Origin of the sequence: Paraburkholderia sp. RL17-380-BIE-A, from assembly GCF_046028085.1 — a bacterium.
In the GTDB taxonomy this organism is placed as follows: Bacteria; Pseudomonadota; Gammaproteobacteria; order Burkholderiales; family Burkholderiaceae; genus Paraburkholderia.
Genome location: NZ_JARESQ010000019.1, coordinates 23,936 through 40,820, shown reverse-complemented (window position 1 = coordinate 40,820; position 16,885 = coordinate 23,936). Strand labels below are relative to the sequence as shown.

The window sequence follows — 16,885 nt, the reverse complement described above, 5'->3', positions numbered from 1 at the left end:
CCCACACTGACCCTGTGCCGCCGAGAGCCATCATCCGCTGGTCAAGCGAAGAACTGGTCCTGATTTCGGCGCCACGTCACCCGTGTCCCTTCTCGTGGGAGAGCCGTATGGAAATCAGTCGCACTAACGTATCGTCCTATCCCGTGGAATCGCGCGATCAGCCGAGCCAGCCTTCGCAACGTAACGATACGGGAACACCATCGCAGGTTGTTTCGCCTGCGCGAGTGCCCAGTCCATCTGGAAACGGTGGCACGAACGCGGCACCCACCTCGACATCCAACTCGACGCTCTCCCGCGTTCGACGCGGCGGGGCACTCGGCAAGTGCGCCGCCGCGTCGGAGTTCCGCGAGTGCCGTGGCGGCGAAGCGCTGAAAGAGACGGCCGCGTCATACCAGAAGTTCGACCAGGCCGATCTCGATCGAAAGCGAGGCAACACGGGGCATGGTGCCTGCGATGGCATCGTCATGGAGGCAATACGCCGCGTCGACCGGAACGCGGACGGGAAAACTCCGGACGTGCCCTCCGCCGTGAAGCGGATCCTGGCCGACGCGGGTCGCAACTCCGTGACCCGCGAGGAGATGTTCGACCGGATCGATCGGTTTCAATACGACACCCGCTCGCTCGGGGTGAGCCGGTACGCGGAAGGCGGTGTCGATCGGCTCGGCGACACGGAAGATCGCACGGAGCGCATCGCCAACCTCATGACACGCATCCGTGACGAGATGCACGCGGGCGACATGGCGCATGTGCGGCTCGACCGGCTATCCACCAGTGACAATGCGCTCCGGGGTGGCCATGCGATGCTGATTGCGAGGCAAGCCGACGACCGTTATGTCCTGTTCGATCCGAACAACGGCGCGTTCGTTTACCGGAACCGGGGCGATATGGAGCCCGCTCTCGGGGGATATCTGGAAACCGCGTACAATGAAGCGGATTTTCATCTCGCGCCCAACAGTATCCAGATCTTTACGGCACCCCAGCCGCGCGGGCGTCCGTCCGGTACGCCGCCACCGCCGCCGGTGCTTTCCGAACCTCCGCCTGCGCAGTCTCGCGAGGGCCTGTATGCGCGCACCGCGGCCGGCGCGAACGGGCTGTCGCAGGACGTGCTTTCGGTCGCCGCGGAAACACCGCGCGCGATGGCCTATTCCGGTGCCGGCATGGCTGTCGACGCGCTCATGAATATTTCCCATGGCCGAGTTGCTGATCTGGCGAGCGCGACGGCCGATCTCAGGGATCGGCTGCGCGATCCGCAGTCGCGACACGCGACGATCGAAGAAATTCACAACCTGCAGGATGCCAACCAGTATTCGACGGTCGCGAATGTGCCGGACCACATCAGGCACGACGGCCGAAGCACGATTCGAAGCGCCGCCGAGTTGGTCGACGATCTCAAACGAAACTTCGGCAGCCCCTATGTTCGCGACAACAGCTTGCGGGGCTATGACAACGACTTCGTTGAGATCCGTCTGAACGCTCCGGCCGACCGCAGCGCCCGCGTCGCCGGCGCACAAGGAGGCGTGCCGCCCGGGCAGGCGCCGGTCATCGTGCAGAGGGTCGAACCGTCCGCGGACTATCGGAACGATGCCTACCAGATCTACGATCCGGCCGTCGGCGTGTACAGCTATCGAAATTTCGACGCTATGTCGGCCGCCATCAGGAGCCGGTACGAGCAGGAGTACGCGCCTGGCCGCCACGACTACGCGACGACGGCGTGGTTCGCCAACCTGAACCGGAGCCAACCGGTGCAAGGCGTCAGCCAGGCCGAATTTGCCGTGGCGCCAGAGTCGCCCATCAACGACATCACGTTGGGCGATATCGCGGAGCCACACCACGTCGCCGTGCCGCCCATCGCTTTACCACCCGAGCCTGACATGGAGCGGCTCGGCGTGCCTCGGGCCGAGTTCAGGAAGCGGTCTACCGATACCTCGGACAACTCAACACAGAATGTGCTGTTCCGGCCTTCGACGGTAACGCCCGAAGCGTTGAAGGCGCAAGGCGGTTTCAGCATCGAGAGCGCGCCGCTAAAAGACGTGAGTCTCGACATGCACAATTTCGACGTGAGTTCGAATCCGTCCGCCGTCGACTCGGCCGGTTACCTCGGCACCTTCGAGCGTGGCGGCACGGCGTTGGAGCGCCTGGCGGCGCAGTCGAAAAACGGCTACATCTACCGTGTAGCGCCGACGCCGAATATGGTGGATGTCAACGGAAGTCTCGGCGCCGGCTCCCGCGACCCGCAAACTCACGAACAGGCGGCGATGGGACGGATCGACTACACGCAGATCGTAGGTTGGCAGCACGTGCAGGACGGCAGATTGCAGCCGGTCGTCGCCAATCCCGATTACCGCTGGGATGTCTATGACCAGACGCAAACGGCCGGCGCCCAACCGCAACTGGCGCGCTTTCCGCTCACCAGTCCCGCGTGGAACGACAGGAGTCATAGCCCGTTCGTGTCCCGCATCTCATACGCCGGCAAGCCCGCGGTGCCGCAACCCGAACAGGATCCGAATCGCACGCAAGCCGAGTTTTACGATCGTGCGAGGTCGCAAGTGGCGCACCTCGTAGACCGGCAAGCCAGGAGGCTCGATTATCGCGGCCCGATGACGATGTGGGGCCACGGAGACGCCAGATGGCAGACCAAGCTCTATGTCGGCGCCAACGGCGAAGTCTGTTTCGATTATTCAGGCAGAGTCGACGTGCCGGGGAACACAAGCCAGTTCGTCATGGGCGAAGACGGACGCTTTCATCTCGCGAACGACAACAAGCGGGTGCTTCGTGTCGGCAGCGACGGCTACCTCTGCGCGGGCGCTGTGCCGTCGGCTCGAACGAACCGCAACGGCGTGTTTGAATACGATGGCAAGCATCTCATTCACGCGGAAGATCGCAAGTTTCTCAGCGTCGGCAAGTACTCGTACTATCCATATGTCTCGCAAGGATCGTTGGGTAGCCGCTCCGAATGGAGTTTGACGGGCTTTGACGGGAAAGTGGTCGTGCCGCCGCCCACCAGCTTGCACACCTTCTGGAAAAGCACCGCGGGCGACCGGTTCCGCCTGTACGAATTCGCGAGGAATCCCGACTCGGCCTTGCCTCCCGGTGCGACGCGATTCGTCACGCAATTGCCAGGCATCGACGCCCGGAATAACTTTCTCGACAATGTCGACAAATGGACGCCGAAACAGGTTGGCAAGGCGGCGAAATGGCTCGCGCGGGGCAATGTCGCGTGGCTCTTCAGGGACGGCTACTATGCGCTCGCCAGTGGGCCCAATCAGCTCGAGGTGCGCAAGCTCGACAGCACACCCGTCTGGCGCGCGGCCATCGACCGGGCGACGCGCAAATGGCGCTGGCAGCCCGTCGGCACACTCGCGTCCGACTACCGGGTTCCCGATCTCACGTGGGACAGGATCAAGGCGGACGAGGACAGAAACCGGCAACTGCAACGGGTGCTCAAGCCTCGTTATAGCCCGCGCGGCCAGGACTGAAGCTGGGTGAAACGTGTGGGCCGGCCGTGACGAACGCCCGCGCACGTGCGCGGGGACGGGCGGCCGCATGAGGCGCCGGTGGTCGCTTCACGGCCGGAATGCGTTAAAGCATCGGCTTTATCACTCCAGCAGATATCCGTATCGGATTTGCTTCGTTGCCGGCGCGCGCGTGCGCCGGTAAATTCGTCTGACTGCGCCCTCGCGGGCGTCTTCCGACCCGATTCGACGACGAGTGTCCTGTGACGACCGCCTTTGCACCTACCGCCGCCAGCATTGCTGGCCATGTTCACCCGACTCGGCACATCGAGATCCGCGCGTTCGACGGCCCCGTCGGCGCCGAAGTGCTCGGCCTCGATCTCGGCAAGCCGCTGGGTCAGGAGGATTTCGACCGCATTCACCGCGCGCATCTGGATCATCACGTGCTGGTGTTCCGCGATCAACGCATTACGCCGGATCAGCAGATTACTTTCAGCCGCCGCTTCGGTCCGCTGCAGATCCACGTGCTGCACCAGTTCCAGTTGCCGGGCCATCCGGAGGTGCTGGTCGTCTCCAACATTGTCGAAAACGGCCAGCCGATCGGTCTGGGCGACGCCGGCCATTACTGGCATTCCGATCTGTCCTACAAGGAGAAGCCGAGCCTCGGTTCACTGCTGCACGCGCAGGAGCTGCCTTCGGAAGGCGGCGACACGTTGTTCGCCAACATGCATCTGGCGTGGGACACGTTGCCGGCGCATTTGCGCGCCGCCGTGGAAGGGCGTTCGGCGGAACACACGTATCTCGCGAAATACGCCGAGCTGCAAAAGCGCAGCCCGTGGCGCCCGAACCTCTCCGCCGAGCAGATCGCCCAGGTGAAGCCGGTGGTGCATCCGGTCGTGCGCACGCATCCGGAAACCGGACGCAAGGCGCTCTTTGTCAGCGAGCATTTCACCACCCGCGTGATCGGCCTGCCGGAAGACGAGAGCAAGTCGTTGCTCGACGAACTGTTCGCGCATAGCGTGCGCCCCGAGCATCTGTATCGGCATCAGTGGGCCGAACACGACATGGTGTTCTGGGACAACCGCTCGTTGATGCACCTCGCGGCCGGCACGCCGGATCATCTGCGCCGCAAACTGTACCGCACGACAATTGAAGGCGACGTGCCGTTCTGACGGCAACGTGGCCCGTTTTCACCACTCTCACACGCTCACCGGAGTTCCGATGCTCGCCATGTTTCGCCCGACCGCCGCGCGGTCGTCTTTTGCTCGCCGTCTGACCGCGGCGCTGCTGACCTTGTCGACGGGCGTGGCTGGTCTCGGCGCGAGCGTGCCCGCGCACGCCGAAGGGCAGATTCGCGTGGCTGAGCAGTTCGGCATCGTCTACCTGCTGCTGAACGTGGCGCGTGACCAGCAGTTCGTCGAGAAAGAAGGGCGTAAGCAGGGGATCGATATCAAGGTCGACTGGGTGAAGCTCTCGGGCGGCGCAGCCGTCAACGACGCGCTGCTCTCCGGCGCGGTGGATATCGCCGGTGCCGGCGTCGGCCCGTTGCTGACCATCTGGGACCGCACGCACGGCAAGCAGAACGTGAAAGGCGTGGCCTCGCTCGGCAATCTGCCGTACTACCTCGTCAGCAACAATCCCAACGTCAAGACGATCGCCGACTTCACCGAAAAGGATCGCATCGCGGTGCCCGCCGTGAACGTGTCGGTGCAATCGCGCGTGTTGCAATATGCGGCGGCGAAACGCTGGGGCGACAAGGATTACAACCGCCTCGACAAGTTCACGCAGGCGCTGCCGCATCCCGACGCGGCCGCCGCGATCATCGCCGGCGGCACCGAAATCACCGGTCACTTCGGTAATCCGCCGTTTCAGGAGCAGGAACTCGCCGGTAATCCGAAGGCGCACATCGTGCTGAATTCATACGACGTGCTGGGCGGACCGAGTTCGGCGACCGTGCTCTACGCAACGGAAAAATTCCGCGACAACAACCCCAAGACCTATCGCGCATTCGTCGACGCACTGGCGGACGCGGCACGTTTCGTGACGGCCAATCCGGATGCCGCAGCCGATATCTATATCCGCACGAATCAGTCGAAGATCGACCGCGCGCTGTTGCTGAAGGTTATCAAGGATCCGCAGGTGCAATACAAGGTCGCACCGCAAAACACGCTCGGACTCGCGCAATTCATGCATCGCGTGGGCGTGATCAAGAACAACCCGCAGTCGTGGAAGGATTACTTCTTCGACGACCCGGCAACCGCGGCGGGAAGCTGAGCGTGAACACCTACCCGAGCTTCGCCCGATTTCTATCGGCCCGCGTGGTCGGCTTACAGGGAGCGATCTGATGGTGGCCAATCCTACCTTGCTGTTTCCGAACCATGGTGAGCAGGTCGCTGCGGCGACCAGCGAAAAACTGCTCGCGGTCGACCGCGTCAACCTCGAATACCGCACACGCGAGCGGATCGTTCGCGCGACCCACGACGTGAGTTTCGACGTCTACGGTGGCGACCGCTTCGTGCTGCTGGGGCCGTCGGGCTGCGGCAAGTCGACCCTGCTCAAAGCCGTCGCCGGCTTTATCGAGCCGACCTCCGGCAGTATCTCGCTCGACGGCCAGATCGTGCGCGGCCCCGGCGCCGATCGGATCGTGGTGTTTCAGGAGTTCGATCAACTGCCGCCGTGGAAGACGGTTGTGCAGAACGTCGCCTTTCCGCTGCGTGTCGCGAAGAAGCTTTCGCGGGCAGAGGCCCACGAGCGCGCGCTGCATTATCTGGAGAAGGTCGGGCTGGCTTCCTTTGCCAACGCGTATCCGCATACCTTGTCGGGCGGCATGAAACAGCGCGTCGCCATTGCCCGCGCGCTGGCCATGCAGCCGCGCGTGCTGCTGATGGACGAGCCTTTCGCCGCGCTCGACGCGCTCACGCGCCGCAAGATGCAGGAAGAGCTATTGCGTCTGTGGGAGGAGGTGAACTTTACGCTGCTGTTCGTCACGCATTCCATCGAAGAGGCGCTCGTAGTCGGCAACCGTATTCTGTTGCTGTCGCCGCATCCGGGGCGAGTACGCGCGGAGCTCAACAGTCATCAGTATTCTCAGGACAGTTTTGGACGCAGCGATTTCCAGCGCAGCGTGGCGCGTATTCATCACCTGCTGTTTGAAGAGACGGAGGCCGTGCAATGAGTTCTCCCGCCACCTTGCTGCCGCCGGTTCGCGAGGAATACGAGCGTCCGCTCGAACCACTCGGCGAACTCGTTCTCGAAGCCCCGCTGCCGCTCGGTAAGCGCATCTTCGCGCAAAGCTGGCTGCGCAAGACGCTGATTGCGCTGGTGTTGATCGGCATCTGGGAAATCGCCGCGCGCGCGATCGACAACGATCTGCTCTTGCCTACTTTCGGCGCGACTTTCAGCGCATTCGTGCAGGGCGTGTGGTCCGGCGAACTGCTGCAAAAAACGGCCGTGTCGATGTCGGTGCTGCTACGCGGCTATCTGCTGGGCGCCGCGCTCGCTTTCGTGCTGACCTCGCTTGCCGTATCCACGCGTTTGGGCCGCGATCTCCTGTCGATGCTGACGGCAATGTTCAACCCGTTGCCTTCCATTGCGCTGTTGCCGCTCGCGTTGCTGTGGTTTGGCCTCGGCACCGGCAGCCTGCTGTTCGTGCTGGTTCATTCGGTACTTTGGCCGCTGGCGCTGAACACCTATTCCGGTTTTCAATCCGTGCCGGCGACGCTGCGCATGACAGGCCGCAACTACGGGCTCACCGGCATGCGCCATGTGCTGCTGATTCTGGTGCCGGCGGCATTGCCGGCGATTCTGGCGGGCTTGCGGGTGGGTTGGGCCTTTGCGTGGCGGACGCTGATCGCGGCCGAACTCGTGTTCGGCGCGAGTTCCGGCAGTGGCGGCCTTGGCTGGTACATCTTCCAGAATCGCAACGAGCTGTACACGGACCGCGTTTTCGCGGGACTCGCCGCGGTGATCGTGATCGGCTTGCTGATCGAACACCTGGTATTCGACACGCTCGAACGCGTGACCGTTCGGCGCTGGGGCGTGCAGCACTAACGGCATACCGAGGGCCACACTAACGCCCGTGCGATGATCCTGTAGAACTATTTGGCTTTGGCGACCAGAATAGGGCGGAAGGACCCTTCGGTAGGGCAACGGCGCAGTGCACAAAGATGGGCGAAACTTCCGGTTGCTCTCGCTGCCGCCGTGGACTACAAATCTAGAGCTATGCCACGGCCTGCCATCGGGCCGCGCATCTCATTGATAACGATGTTTCGTAACGAGTCGCGCGGACTCGCCAAAGCAGGCGGACGCCGGGCGCCTCGGTCCCGAACCAGGCAGACAAGGAGACTTCCGCCATGGGTATGCGTCCGGATCCCACGTTCCATGCATCACCACAACTCGCGATGGATGCGCCGGTTGAGGAATACGCCTACACCGTCCTGCTCAGCCCCGATTTTTCGCAGCCGGACGCGCTTGCCGTCATCGACGTGAAACCCGGTTCGCCGACCTATAGCCAGGTGGTGCACACGGTGCCGGTGCCGTATAAGGGCGACGAATTCCATCACTTCGGCTGGAATGCCTGTTCGTCGGCACTGTCGCCGCTAACCGGACACGCGTTCCTCGAACGGCGCTACCTGATCATTCCGGGTATGCGCTCTTCGCGCATCTACATTGTCGACACGCATCCGCATCCAACCCAGGCGCGCATTCATAAGATCATCGAGCCGGAAGAAATCTTCCGCAAGACGGGCTATTCGCGTCCGCATACCGTCCATTGCGGCCCTGAGGGCATCTACATCAGCACCCTCGGCGGCGCAGGCAAAGATGGCACCGACGGGCCGCCGGGCATTTTCATCATGGACTGCGAAACGTTCGAGGTGCTCGGCCGCTGGGAGATCGACCGCGGATTGCAGGAGAAACACTACGATTTCTGGTGGAACCTGCCGCGCGACTATATGGTGTCGAGCGAATGGGCATTGCCGCCGCAATTCGAGAACGGCATTGTTCCCGAAGACCTGCTGTCGAACAAGTACGGGCACCGCATCCATTTCTGGGACCTGAGCGGCAGGCGCAACGTGCAGACCATCGACCTCGGCGCAAATCATCAGATGGCGCTCGAAGTGCGTCCCGCGCACGATCCGAGCCGGGAATACGGCTTTATCGGCGTCGTGGTCGATACGACGAATCTGGAAGGGTCGATCTGGACCTGGTGGCGGGAAGGTGGCGAGTTTCACATCGAGAAGACCGCGACCATTCCACCCGAGCCCGCAGCCACGGAACTGCTGCCACCCTTGCTGCAGGGGTTCGGCGCGGTGCCGCCGCTCGTCACCGATATCGATCTTTCCATCGACGACAAATTCCTCTACGTGGCCTGCTGGGGAACGGGCGAGTTGCGCCAGTACGACGTGACGGAACCGCGCAAGCCGAAGCTTACGGGTTCGGTTCACATTGGCGGGATTGTGCGGCGTACGCCTCATCCAAGCGGCAAGACCTTCGCGGGTGGACCGCAAATGGTCGAGATCAGCCGCGACGGCAAGCGTGTCTACTGGACCAACTCGCTCTATTCGACCTGGGACAACCAGTTCTACCCGGACGGCGTGCCCGGGGCGCAGGTCATGGCGCGGGCGGCGCCCACGGGCGGCCTCACATTGGCTGACGACTATTGGGTGGACTTTCCCGATGGCTACCGCGCGCATCAGATCCGGCTCGAAGGAGGGGACTGCTCGACCGATTCGTTCTGTTACCCGTCGGTGGGCGTTTGATCGGCGCAGGCTGGTCGCAGACCGGCCTTTGGCTGGCGATTCTCGCGAGCGGTCTCTATCACGGCATCAATCCCGCGATGGGTTGGCCGCTCGCGGTGTCGGGCGGCCTGATGGAAAAACGCGTGCGGGCGCTGTTCCGCGCGCTCCTGTATCTCGCGGCGGGGCACATGCTGGCGGTGTTGCTGGTGATGCTGCCGTTCGCCATGCTGACGACGCTGCTTGCCTGGCAGCGCCAGATCCAGATCGGCGCCAGTGTGCTCGTTATCGGCTTCGGCGGATTTCTGCTGGTCTGGCGACGCCATCCGCGCGTGCTCGTGCGGATTCCCCCGTCGCGCCTCACGCTCTGGTCTTTCGCGATTGCCTTGGCGCACGGCGCCGGGCTGATGCTCGTGCCGATCTACCTCGGACTTTGCCACGCCTACGACGATCAAGGCCACCGGGCTGCGCAGACACTGATCGAGGCCAACCTGGGCATGGCGCTGCTGGTCGCGGGTGTGCATGCCGGCGCGATGATGGTGGTCGGCGGGCTGCTGGCGTGGCTGGTTTATCGCTATCTGGGGCTCAAGTTTGTGTCGCGCAGCTGGTTCAATCTGGACATCGTCTGGGCGGTGAGTCTGGTGCTGGTCGGCGTGCTCTCCCTGGCCATGAATGCCGCTGAGGTCTTTAGTCGTCAGGCATGACGCTTGCGCCACGAATCGTTCTTACCCATGAACGAGGAGCGCAAGATGCAATCGACGAAACAGGACAAGGCGGCGACAGAAGCAGTGCCGCATGATGCCATCGAGCTTCTGGAGGCTGATCACCGGGCAGTCGAAAAACTGTTCACCGCGTTCAAAAAAACCGCGGACGACGATCTGGACGCGAAGGCCACCCTTGCGCAGCGCGCCTGCGAAGAGTTGTCCATCCACACGATGCTCGAAGAGGAACTGCTTTATTCCGCCGCGCAGGCCGCGCTGCCCGCCAGTGACAAGATCGACGTGGAAGAGGCATACATCGAACACTTCCTCGTCAAAACCCTGATTGCGAAGTTCGAAACGCTGAAGGCCGGCGACAAGGGCTTCGATGCGACCTTCAAAGTGATGAGTGAGATGGTGGGGCATCATGTGGAGGAAGAGGAACAGGAGCTGTTTCCGGAACTGCGCAAGTCGAATTGCAATCTCCGCTCGCTGGGCGAGAAGATGGCAAAACGCAAAGCCGAATTGCAGAGCAAGCTGGATGCGGTCGGCAGTAAAGCGGTGGGTGACAAGACTGCCGCGATTTGAGTCTGATGAGTTGAGGGCATATCACGCAGCGCAGCAGACGCAGGAACACGTGGCGTAGGCTGCGCTGCTAGCGCAACGCGGTGCGTGACCTATTTTTTCGCGGGTGCGCTCGAGGTTCCGTACGCTACACGTCCACAAGCGTTTCCGTTAGTTCGCTGACGAATATGGATCTGCCGATTTGTTCGTGGCGCAATGCGGCGAACACATTGAGAATGCAACCGGTTGGCATGCCTTCGCCTGCCAGCGCCGGCAGAATGCCGCGTTGTCCTTTCGACGGACAAAGGCGAAGCAGCGCGCGCTCAACTTACGGCCGGCAGGCGCAGCGCCTCCCTATCCATTCTCGATTCGCGGACTTCCATGAGCAGACGTAGCGGGCACCTGCGCCTCGGCGCCTTCCTTTACCCCTCCGGACATCACATTGCGGCGTGGCGGCATCCCGAGGCGCGAGCCGACGCCGGCGTCGATTTCCGTCATTACGTCCAGCTCGCCAAGGCTGCGGAGGCCGCCAAATTCGATCTGGTCTTTCTCGCCGACGGCGTGGGAACACGCGGTGACAACGTCGACTTTCTTAGCCGCACGGCGCATAGCTACGTGGCGCAGTTCGAACCGATCACCTTGCTCTCTGCGCTGGCGGCCGTGACCGAACGCATCGGCCTGGTCGGCACGGCCTCGACGAGTTTCAACGAGCCGTATCACATTGCCCGCAAGTTCGCGTCGCTCGATCACATCAGCGGAGGGCGTGCAGGCTGGAATCTGGTGACTTCGTCGAGTGAGCACGAGGCGAAGAACTTCAATCGCGACAAACATTTCGATCATGCCGAGCGCTACGCGCGTGCCGCCGAGTTCGCCGAAGTCACCGCGGGGCTGTGGGATAGCTGGGAGGATGACGCCTTTGTTCGCAACAAGGCCGAAGGCCGCTTCTTCGACCCGGCCAAGCGGCATGTGCTGGATCACAAGGGACGTTTCTTCCAGGTCAAGGGGCCGCTCAATGTCGCCCGTTCGCCTCAAGGGCATCCGGTCGTCGTGCAGGCAGGGTCGTCCGAAGCCGGTCGCGATCTGGCCGCAAAAACTGCCGAAGTGATTTTCACGGCGCAGCAGACGTTGCAGGACGCTGTAGATTTTTACGCCGATGTGAAGGGCCGCATGCAGACCTATGGCCGTCATCCCGACGACCTGAAGATCATGCCCGGCGTGTTTCCGATTGTCGGCCGCACCGAAGACGAAGCGAAACAGAAGTTCGAGCAGCTGCAGTCGCTCGTCGACCCGAAGGTGGGGCTCGCGCTCGTGTCCGGACTCACCGGCGGCTTCGATCTGTCCGAGTATCCGCTCGACGGTCCGATCCCGGAGTTGCCCGAGACGAATGCCAGCAAGAGCCGGCAAGTGCTGACCATCGAACTCGCTCGCCGCGAGAATCTGACGATACGTCAACTCTATTTGCGAGTGGCGGGCGCGCGTGGCCATTGGCAACTCGTCGGCACCCCGGCGCAGATCGTCGATCAACTCGAAGAGCGCTTCCTGAACTACGGCGCCGACGGCTTCAACGTGATGCCGCCGTTGCTGCCCACCGGTTTAACCGATTTCGTCGAACTGGTGCTGCCCGAACTGCGGCGACGCGGCCTGTTCCGCGAGGACTACGAAGGCCGCACACTGCGCGAGAATCTCGGCTTGCGACGCCCGGCGCATCGCGTCGGATAGCGGCTGGCGCAACGGCGCCGGCGGCTTGCGAGCAGCCGCGCCGAAGCCGGATTAAACTGGCTCGACCTTGTTCGGGACGGAGATCGTTTCATGTCACGTCAGCTTCGCCTCGGCGCATTCATGCGCCCCACGACCATTCATACCGGCGCATGGCGCTACCCCGGCGCTTATCCCGACGCCAACTTCAATTTCGCGCATCTGAAGCGTTTCGCGCAGACGCTCGAGCGCGGCCGCTTCGACGCATTCTTCATGGCCGACCACCTCGCGGTGCTCAACATGCCGCTCGATGCACTCAAGCACAGCCACACGGTCACGTCGTTCGAGCCGCTCACCTTGCTTCCCGCGCTCGCGGCGGTCACCGATCGGCTGGGGCTCATTGCGACCGCATCCACGACATTCGACGCGCCTTATCATGTGGCAAGGCGTTTCGCCTCGCTCGACCACATCAGCGGCGGCCGCGCAGGATGGAATCTCGTGACCACGTCGAACCCCGACGCCGCGCTCAACTTCGGCCTCGACGAGCATGTCGAACATGACGAGCGCTACCGCCGCGCGCGTGAGTTCTTCGATGTGGTCACCGGACTCTGGGACAGTTGGGCCGACGACGCGTTTATCCGCGACACGGCAACCGGCACATTCTTCGATCCGCAAAAACTGCATGTGCTGAACTACAAAAGCGAGCATTTCTCCGTGCGCGGGCCGTTGAATATCGCGCGCCCTGTGCAGGGTTGGCCCGTTATCGTGCAGGCGGGATCGTCGGAAGCAGGGCGGCAGATCGCGGCCGAAACGGCCGAAGTGGTCTTCACCGCGCAAACGCAACTGGCGGACGGAAAGCGCTTTTATGCCGATGTCAAAGGCCGCATGGAGAAACTGGGGCGGCCACGCGATCATATGAAGATCCTTCCCGCCGCCTTTGTCGTGGTGGGCGATACGCTGGACGAGGCGCTCGAAACGCGAGCGCGACTCGACACGTTCGTTCATTACGAGAGCGGCATTGCTTCATTGTCGATTGCATTGGGACACGACGTGTCGGGCTTCGATCCGGACGGGCCGCTGCCCGACATTCCCGAAACGAATGCGAGCCGGACTGCGCGCCAACGGGTGCTCGAATGGGCGGAGCGCGACGGGCTGACGATTCGCCAACTGGCGCAGCGCATTGGCGGATATGCAGGGCTGGAGATGGTCGGCACGCCCGCCATGATCGCCGATCAGATGGAGCAGTGGCTGGTGGAAGAGGGCTCCGACGGATTCAATGTGATGTTTCCGTATCTGCCGGGTGGGCTCGACGACTTCGTCGACAAGGTCATCCCCGAGTTGCAGAAGCGGGGGCTGTTCCGGCGCGAATACGAAGGCTCCACGCTGCGCGAAAATCTGGGCTTGCCGCGACCGGAAAACCGTTTCTTTCCGGGCTCTCGCCTCTCACGTTAGCCCGTTGGCGAACCCAGGCCGCCGTTCAGGAACCGCCGAACCAGTTATAGCCCTGATCGACCCAATAGCCGCCCGGAAACGTGTTGGTCACGAAAATCTCCATGATGTGCTTGGGGTTCTTGTAACCGAGTTTGGTGGGCATCCTGAGCTTCATCGGATAGCCGTACTTTGCAGGCAATTGCTGACCGTCGTACGTAAAGGTCAATAGTGTCTGCGGATGAAGCGCCGTCGGCATATCGATGCTTTCGTAGTAGTCGTCCGCGCATTTGAAGCCGACGTATTTCGCCGACGTATCGGCGCCGACGCGTTTGAGGAACTCCGAAAACGGTGTGCCGCCCCACCGGCCGATCGCGCTCCATCCTTCGACGCAGATATGCCGCGTGATCTGTTCCGCTTTCGGCAAGGCGTAGAGATCGTCGAGGCTCCATGCTTTTCTTTCCTGCACGAGGCCACTGACCTTCAACCGGAAGTCGCTGCCGTTGACGTGCGGAACCTCGCCGATGCCATAGAACGCGTTAAAGGGAAACGGACGGGTGATGTCCGCCTCCGTGTAGGTCGGCGCGAGACGGTTCGGATCGAACAGCCAGCCCTGCACGCTGTCGTTGAGCTTCGACACGCGCGCGAGGAACGTCTCGACCGATTTGTCGTCCGACAGGCTGCATCCGGTCAGCATCGCGAGCCCGCCGAGCGTAATGATGCGCTTGCCGAAGAGCCGCCGTGACGGCATATCGAGCTCACGACGCACGTCGATACTGAGCGACTCGCGGTCCACGCCCGGCGAGGAAGGTTTGAATAGCTTCACTGTCTTACTCCTCGGTTAGCGGCCACGAATCATCGTGAGCAGCGAGCGCGGCACCAGCGCGACCATCGTCAGGTGGACGACGATAAAGCCGGCCAGCAGCGCCATCGCGCAGAAGTGAACGACACGCGCACGGTCGTATCCGCCCATCAAGTCTCGCAGTAGCGGAAACTGCACCGATTTCCAGATCGCGAGGCCCGATACGATCAGAAGAGCGATGTCGAGCATCACGAACAGGTATGCGAACTTCTGCACCGCGTTATAGCGGCTCGGGTCCGCGTGCGACAAATGACCTCTCAGCGCTTCGCCCAGATCGTGCAGGATCGCGCGCGGCGACAGCGGGAAAAATTTCGCTCTGAGCCGGCCGGTGGCGAGGTTCATCGCCAGATAGAAGACGGCGTTGAAGAACAGCAGCCACATCGCCGCGAAGTGCCATTGCAACGCACCGCCGAGCCAGCCGCCGAGCGTGATGCCGGTCGGAATCCTGAAACCTTCGAATACCGGCGACGCGTCGTAGATTCGCCAGCCCGACAGCATCATCAGCACCGCGGCCAGCGCGTTGAGCCAGTGCGCGATACGCACCCACGCGGGTTGGATCGTGCGCAATGCGTCGTGCGATGCGCCGGATTTGAGGATCGTGTTCATGTTGAATGAGCGCCATGAGAATTCGAAGGTGCATTCGCCGCAGAGATGTCGCGAATGCACCTTGGGGGACTTACTTGCTCATCGCGTCGCCTTTCTTCATCGCGTCGGGTTTCATCTTGCTGCCGTCCTTGCTCATCGAGTCTTTGGCCATCGCGTCCTTGCTCATCGAATCTTTGGACATGGTGCTCTTGGCCATCGAGTCTTTGCTCATGGCGTCCTTCGACATCGAATCACCGGCCATGGCGCCGCTCGCCTGGGCGAACGCCGAACCACCGCTGACGAGCAACGCTGCGGCAAATGCTGCAATTGCAATGCTTTTCATGACAACTCCTTGAGTGTTGTTGATGAGGCCGGTATCGCCTAGGCGGCGTACGGGGCCCATGTGTATGAAGTGAATCTGCTTTCCGGCAACTACCGATGCGTCGTCATCCCGCATCTGTGAGGTAGTTCGCCGGGTGTCCCGACGCGGTTACAGCAGGCGCAAAATTTTTTGCTGAACGGGTGAAGGAGGGGGGCAACGTGCTTGCGACCTCCATTGCGCGGGACGATGGAATAAACTCCTGTTTCCTGTAACCGACGCCCCAGATGAATCGAACTACGGATATCACCGCCGCGCAGGCGAAAGAGGCGCACCTGCGAACCCTGTTCCAGCGTGGGCTGGACGGCGACGGCGCCGCGTACCGGCAATTCCTTATGGAACTTGGCGCGCACTTGCGTGGCTTCCTGCGCAGGCGGCTTTACGATGGCGCGTCCGACGCCGAGGATCTCGTGCAGGAAGTATTGCTTGCGGTGCATAACGCCCGGCATACCTATCGCGTCGAGGAACCGCTGACGGCATGGATTCACGCGATCGCGCGCTACAAGCTGACGGATTACTTTCGGGCGCGCGCGCGGCACGACGCGCTGAATGATCCGCTCGACGACGCGTTCGAGCTGCTCGCCGCGCCCGATCTCGAACCGGCGCAGGCAAAGCGCGACCTTGGGAAACTGCTCGAACAGTTACCGGATCGCCAGCGGCTGCCGATCGTGCATGTGAAGCTCGAGGGGCTGTCCGTGACGGAGACCGCGAGATTGACCGGCTTGTCGGAGTCCGCGGTCAAGATTGGCGTACATCGTGGACTCAAGGCATTGGCTGCAAAGATTCGAGGAACACGATGAAAACGGATGACTTCATTTCCCTGCTTGCCACTGGCGTCACGCCGGTGGACCGCCGCGCGCTCACGAAACGCTTCGGCCTCGCGGTGCTGATCGGCGCGGCCGGCGCCACGCTGATCATGGCGGTGGTGCTCGGCATCCGGCGCGACCTCGCTGAAGTGGCGGTTACGCCGATTTTCTGGGCGAAGATCGCCTTGCCCTTATGTGTGATGATCGGCTCGCTGTGGATGTCGACGCGGCTTGCCCGTCCCGGCGTACGCACGGGCGGCAGCGGATGGCTGATCGCCGCGCCCGTCGCGGCGGTCTGGCTGGCCGGTGCCTATGTATTGATGGCCGCACCGGGCGAAGCAAGGCTCGCACTCGTGCTTGGCAAAACCTGGCGCGTGTGTCCGTTCAATATCGCGATGCTGTCGATTCCCGGCTTTATCGCGGTGTTCTGGGCGCTCAAAGGGCTGGCGCCGACCCGGTTGGCTCTGACGGGCGCGGCGGGCGGTTTGCTGGCTGGGTCGACGGCGACGCTGGCGTACTGCCTGCATTGCCCGGAGATGGGCATTCCGTTCTGGGGTGCGTGGTACGTGCTCGGAATGTTGTTGCCGGCGGTCGTTGGCGCGGTGCTCGGGCCGCGGTTGTTGCGCTGGTAGTTGGATCCGGTTGATTCCACGCAAACTCTCTTACGCGGATTCCTGGGCG

General features: G+C 62.5%; 15 protein-coding genes. 12 read left to right on the top strand and 3 right to left on the bottom strand.

Translation table 11 applies throughout. The features are described from left to right. Nucleotides 1-107: 107 nt before the first annotated feature. The 10 genes from P0D68_RS27500 (at nt 108) to P0D68_RS27455 (ending at nt 13,596) form a co-directional block, all read left to right on the top strand. A complete protein-coding gene (locus P0D68_RS27500) occupies nt 108-3,476 on the top strand; it encodes an enterotoxin A family protein (RefSeq protein WP_408297966.1) in 3,369 nt (1,122 codons plus the stop codon). Between the two features lie 272 nt (nt 3,477-3,748). Continuing rightward, nucleotides 3,749-4,624 carry a TauD/TfdA dioxygenase family protein gene (locus tag P0D68_RS27495; protein ID WP_408468779.1) on the top strand — a complete coding sequence of 292 codons (876 nt, stop codon included), beginning with the start codon at nt 3,749-3,751 and terminating at the stop codon, nt 4,622-4,624. Between the two features lie 49 nt (nt 4,625-4,673). Beyond that, complete coding sequence (locus tag P0D68_RS27490; RefSeq protein ID WP_091794017.1) at nt 4,674-5,726, top strand: ABC transporter substrate-binding protein; 1,053 nt, start codon at nt 4,674-4,676, stop codon at nt 5,724-5,726. A 70-nt stretch (nt 5,727-5,796) separates the two neighbouring features. Beyond that, complete coding sequence (locus P0D68_RS27485) at nt 5,797-6,627, top strand: ABC transporter ATP-binding protein (RefSeq protein ID WP_408185574.1); 831 nt, start codon at nt 5,797-5,799, stop codon at nt 6,625-6,627. Beyond that, nucleotides 6,624-7,502, top strand: a complete 879-nt coding sequence (locus tag P0D68_RS27480) for an ABC transporter permease (protein WP_091794022.1) — start codon at nt 6,624-6,626, stop codon at nt 7,500-7,502. Before P0D68_RS27485 ends, P0D68_RS27480 begins: the two co-directional genes overlap by 4 nt. 302 nt (nt 7,503-7,804) lie before the next feature. Further along, nucleotides 7,805-9,211 (top strand): selenium-binding protein SBP56-related protein, encoded by a 1,407-nt coding sequence (locus tag P0D68_RS27475; RefSeq protein ID WP_408297961.1) that lies wholly within the window; start codon nt 7,805-7,807, stop codon nt 9,209-9,211. After that, the gene (locus P0D68_RS27470; protein WP_408468773.1) at nt 9,208-9,891 is read left to right on the top strand and encodes a hypothetical protein; all 684 of its coding nucleotides are present in this window, start codon (nt 9,208-9,210) and stop codon (nt 9,889-9,891) included. Before P0D68_RS27475 ends, P0D68_RS27470 begins: the two co-directional genes overlap by 4 nt. Nucleotides 9,892-9,936: 45 nt before the next feature. Further along, nucleotides 9,937-10,473, top strand: coding sequence for a hemerythrin domain-containing protein (locus P0D68_RS27465; protein ID WP_408468778.1), 537 nt, complete (start codon nt 9,937-9,939; stop codon nt 10,471-10,473). A 357-nt stretch (nt 10,474-10,830) separates the two neighbouring features. Continuing rightward, a complete protein-coding gene (locus tag P0D68_RS27460; RefSeq protein WP_408297957.1) occupies nt 10,831-12,168 on the top strand; it encodes an LLM class flavin-dependent oxidoreductase in 1,338 nt (445 codons plus the stop codon). A 90-nt stretch (nt 12,169-12,258) separates the two neighbouring features. Continuing rightward, nucleotides 12,259-13,596 carry an LLM class flavin-dependent oxidoreductase gene (locus P0D68_RS27455; RefSeq protein WP_408297955.1) on the top strand — a complete coding sequence of 446 codons (1,338 nt, stop codon included), beginning with the start codon at nt 12,259-12,261 and terminating at the stop codon, nt 13,594-13,596. 25 nt (nt 13,597-13,621) lie between these two features. Here the strand turns inward: P0D68_RS27455 and P0D68_RS27450 are convergent, their stop codons facing one another. From P0D68_RS27450 to P0D68_RS27440, 3 genes are all read right to left on the bottom strand, one after another. Continuing rightward, nucleotides 13,622-14,398: a molybdopterin-dependent oxidoreductase gene (locus P0D68_RS27450; protein ID WP_408297953.1), complete on the bottom strand. Its 777-nt coding sequence runs from the start codon at nt 14,396-14,398 to the stop codon at nt 13,622-13,624. Nucleotides 14,399-14,413: 15 nt separating this feature from the next. Beyond that, on the bottom strand, nt 14,414-15,040 hold the full coding sequence (locus P0D68_RS27445) for a cytochrome b/b6 domain-containing protein (protein WP_408297951.1): 627 nt from the start codon (nt 15,038-15,040) through the stop codon (nt 14,414-14,416). Between the two features lie 70 nt (nt 15,041-15,110). Then, nucleotides 15,111-15,362: a pentapeptide MXKDX repeat protein gene (locus P0D68_RS27440; RefSeq protein ID WP_091794034.1), complete on the bottom strand. Its 252-nt coding sequence runs from the start codon at nt 15,360-15,362 to the stop codon at nt 15,111-15,113. A gap of 263 nt (nt 15,363-15,625) precedes the next feature. On the opposite strand from P0D68_RS27440, the gene P0D68_RS27435 reads away from it, so the two are divergent. Together P0D68_RS27435 and P0D68_RS27430 are read left to right on the top strand one after the other, a co-directional pair. Then, on the top strand, nt 15,626-16,198 hold the full coding sequence (locus P0D68_RS27435) for a sigma-70 family RNA polymerase sigma factor (protein WP_408185567.1): 573 nt from the start codon (nt 15,626-15,628) through the stop codon (nt 16,196-16,198). Then, complete coding sequence (locus tag P0D68_RS27430) at nt 16,195-16,836, top strand: DUF1109 domain-containing protein (RefSeq protein ID WP_408297949.1); 642 nt, start codon at nt 16,195-16,197, stop codon at nt 16,834-16,836. The genes P0D68_RS27435 and P0D68_RS27430 overlap by 4 nt, the downstream gene beginning before the upstream one ends. The last annotated feature ends 49 nt before the right edge of the window (nt 16,837-16,885 follow it).

Bases quoted from the DNA above. Each gene is read 5' to 3' on its own strand.
- P0D68_RS27500 (WP_408297966.1), top strand. From the start codon at position 108: ATGGAAATCAGTCGCACTAACGTATCGTCCTATCCCGTGGAATCGCGC.
- P0D68_RS27490 (WP_091794017.1), top strand. From the start codon at position 4,674: ATGCTCGCCATGTTTCGCCCGACCGCCGCGCGGTCGTCTTTTGCTCGC.
- P0D68_RS27485 (WP_408185574.1), top strand. From the start codon at position 5,797: ATGGTGGCCAATCCTACCTTGCTGTTTCCGAACCATGGTGAGCAGGTC.
- P0D68_RS27480 (WP_091794022.1), top strand. From the start codon at position 6,624: ATGAGTTCTCCCGCCACCTTGCTGCCGCCGGTTCGCGAGGAATACGAG.
- P0D68_RS27475 (WP_408297961.1), top strand. From the start codon at position 7,805: ATGGGTATGCGTCCGGATCCCACGTTCCATGCATCACCACAACTCGCG.
- P0D68_RS27465 (WP_408468778.1), top strand. From the start codon at position 9,937: ATGCAATCGACGAAACAGGACAAGGCGGCGACAGAAGCAGTGCCGCAT.
- P0D68_RS27460 (WP_408297957.1), top strand. From the start codon at position 10,831: ATGAGCAGACGTAGCGGGCACCTGCGCCTCGGCGCCTTCCTTTACCCC.
- P0D68_RS27455 (WP_408297955.1), top strand. From the start codon at position 12,259: ATGTCACGTCAGCTTCGCCTCGGCGCATTCATGCGCCCCACGACCATT.
- P0D68_RS27445 (WP_408297951.1), bottom strand. From the start codon at position 15,040: ATGAACACGATCCTCAAATCCGGCGCATCGCACGACGCATTGCGCACG.
- P0D68_RS27440 (WP_091794034.1), bottom strand. From the start codon at position 15,362: ATGAAAAGCATTGCAATTGCAGCATTTGCCGCAGCGTTGCTCGTCAGC.
- P0D68_RS27435 (WP_408185567.1), top strand. From the start codon at position 15,626: ATGAATCGAACTACGGATATCACCGCCGCGCAGGCGAAAGAGGCGCAC.
- P0D68_RS27430 (WP_408297949.1), top strand. From the start codon at position 16,195: ATGAAAACGGATGACTTCATTTCCCTGCTTGCCACTGGCGTCACGCCG.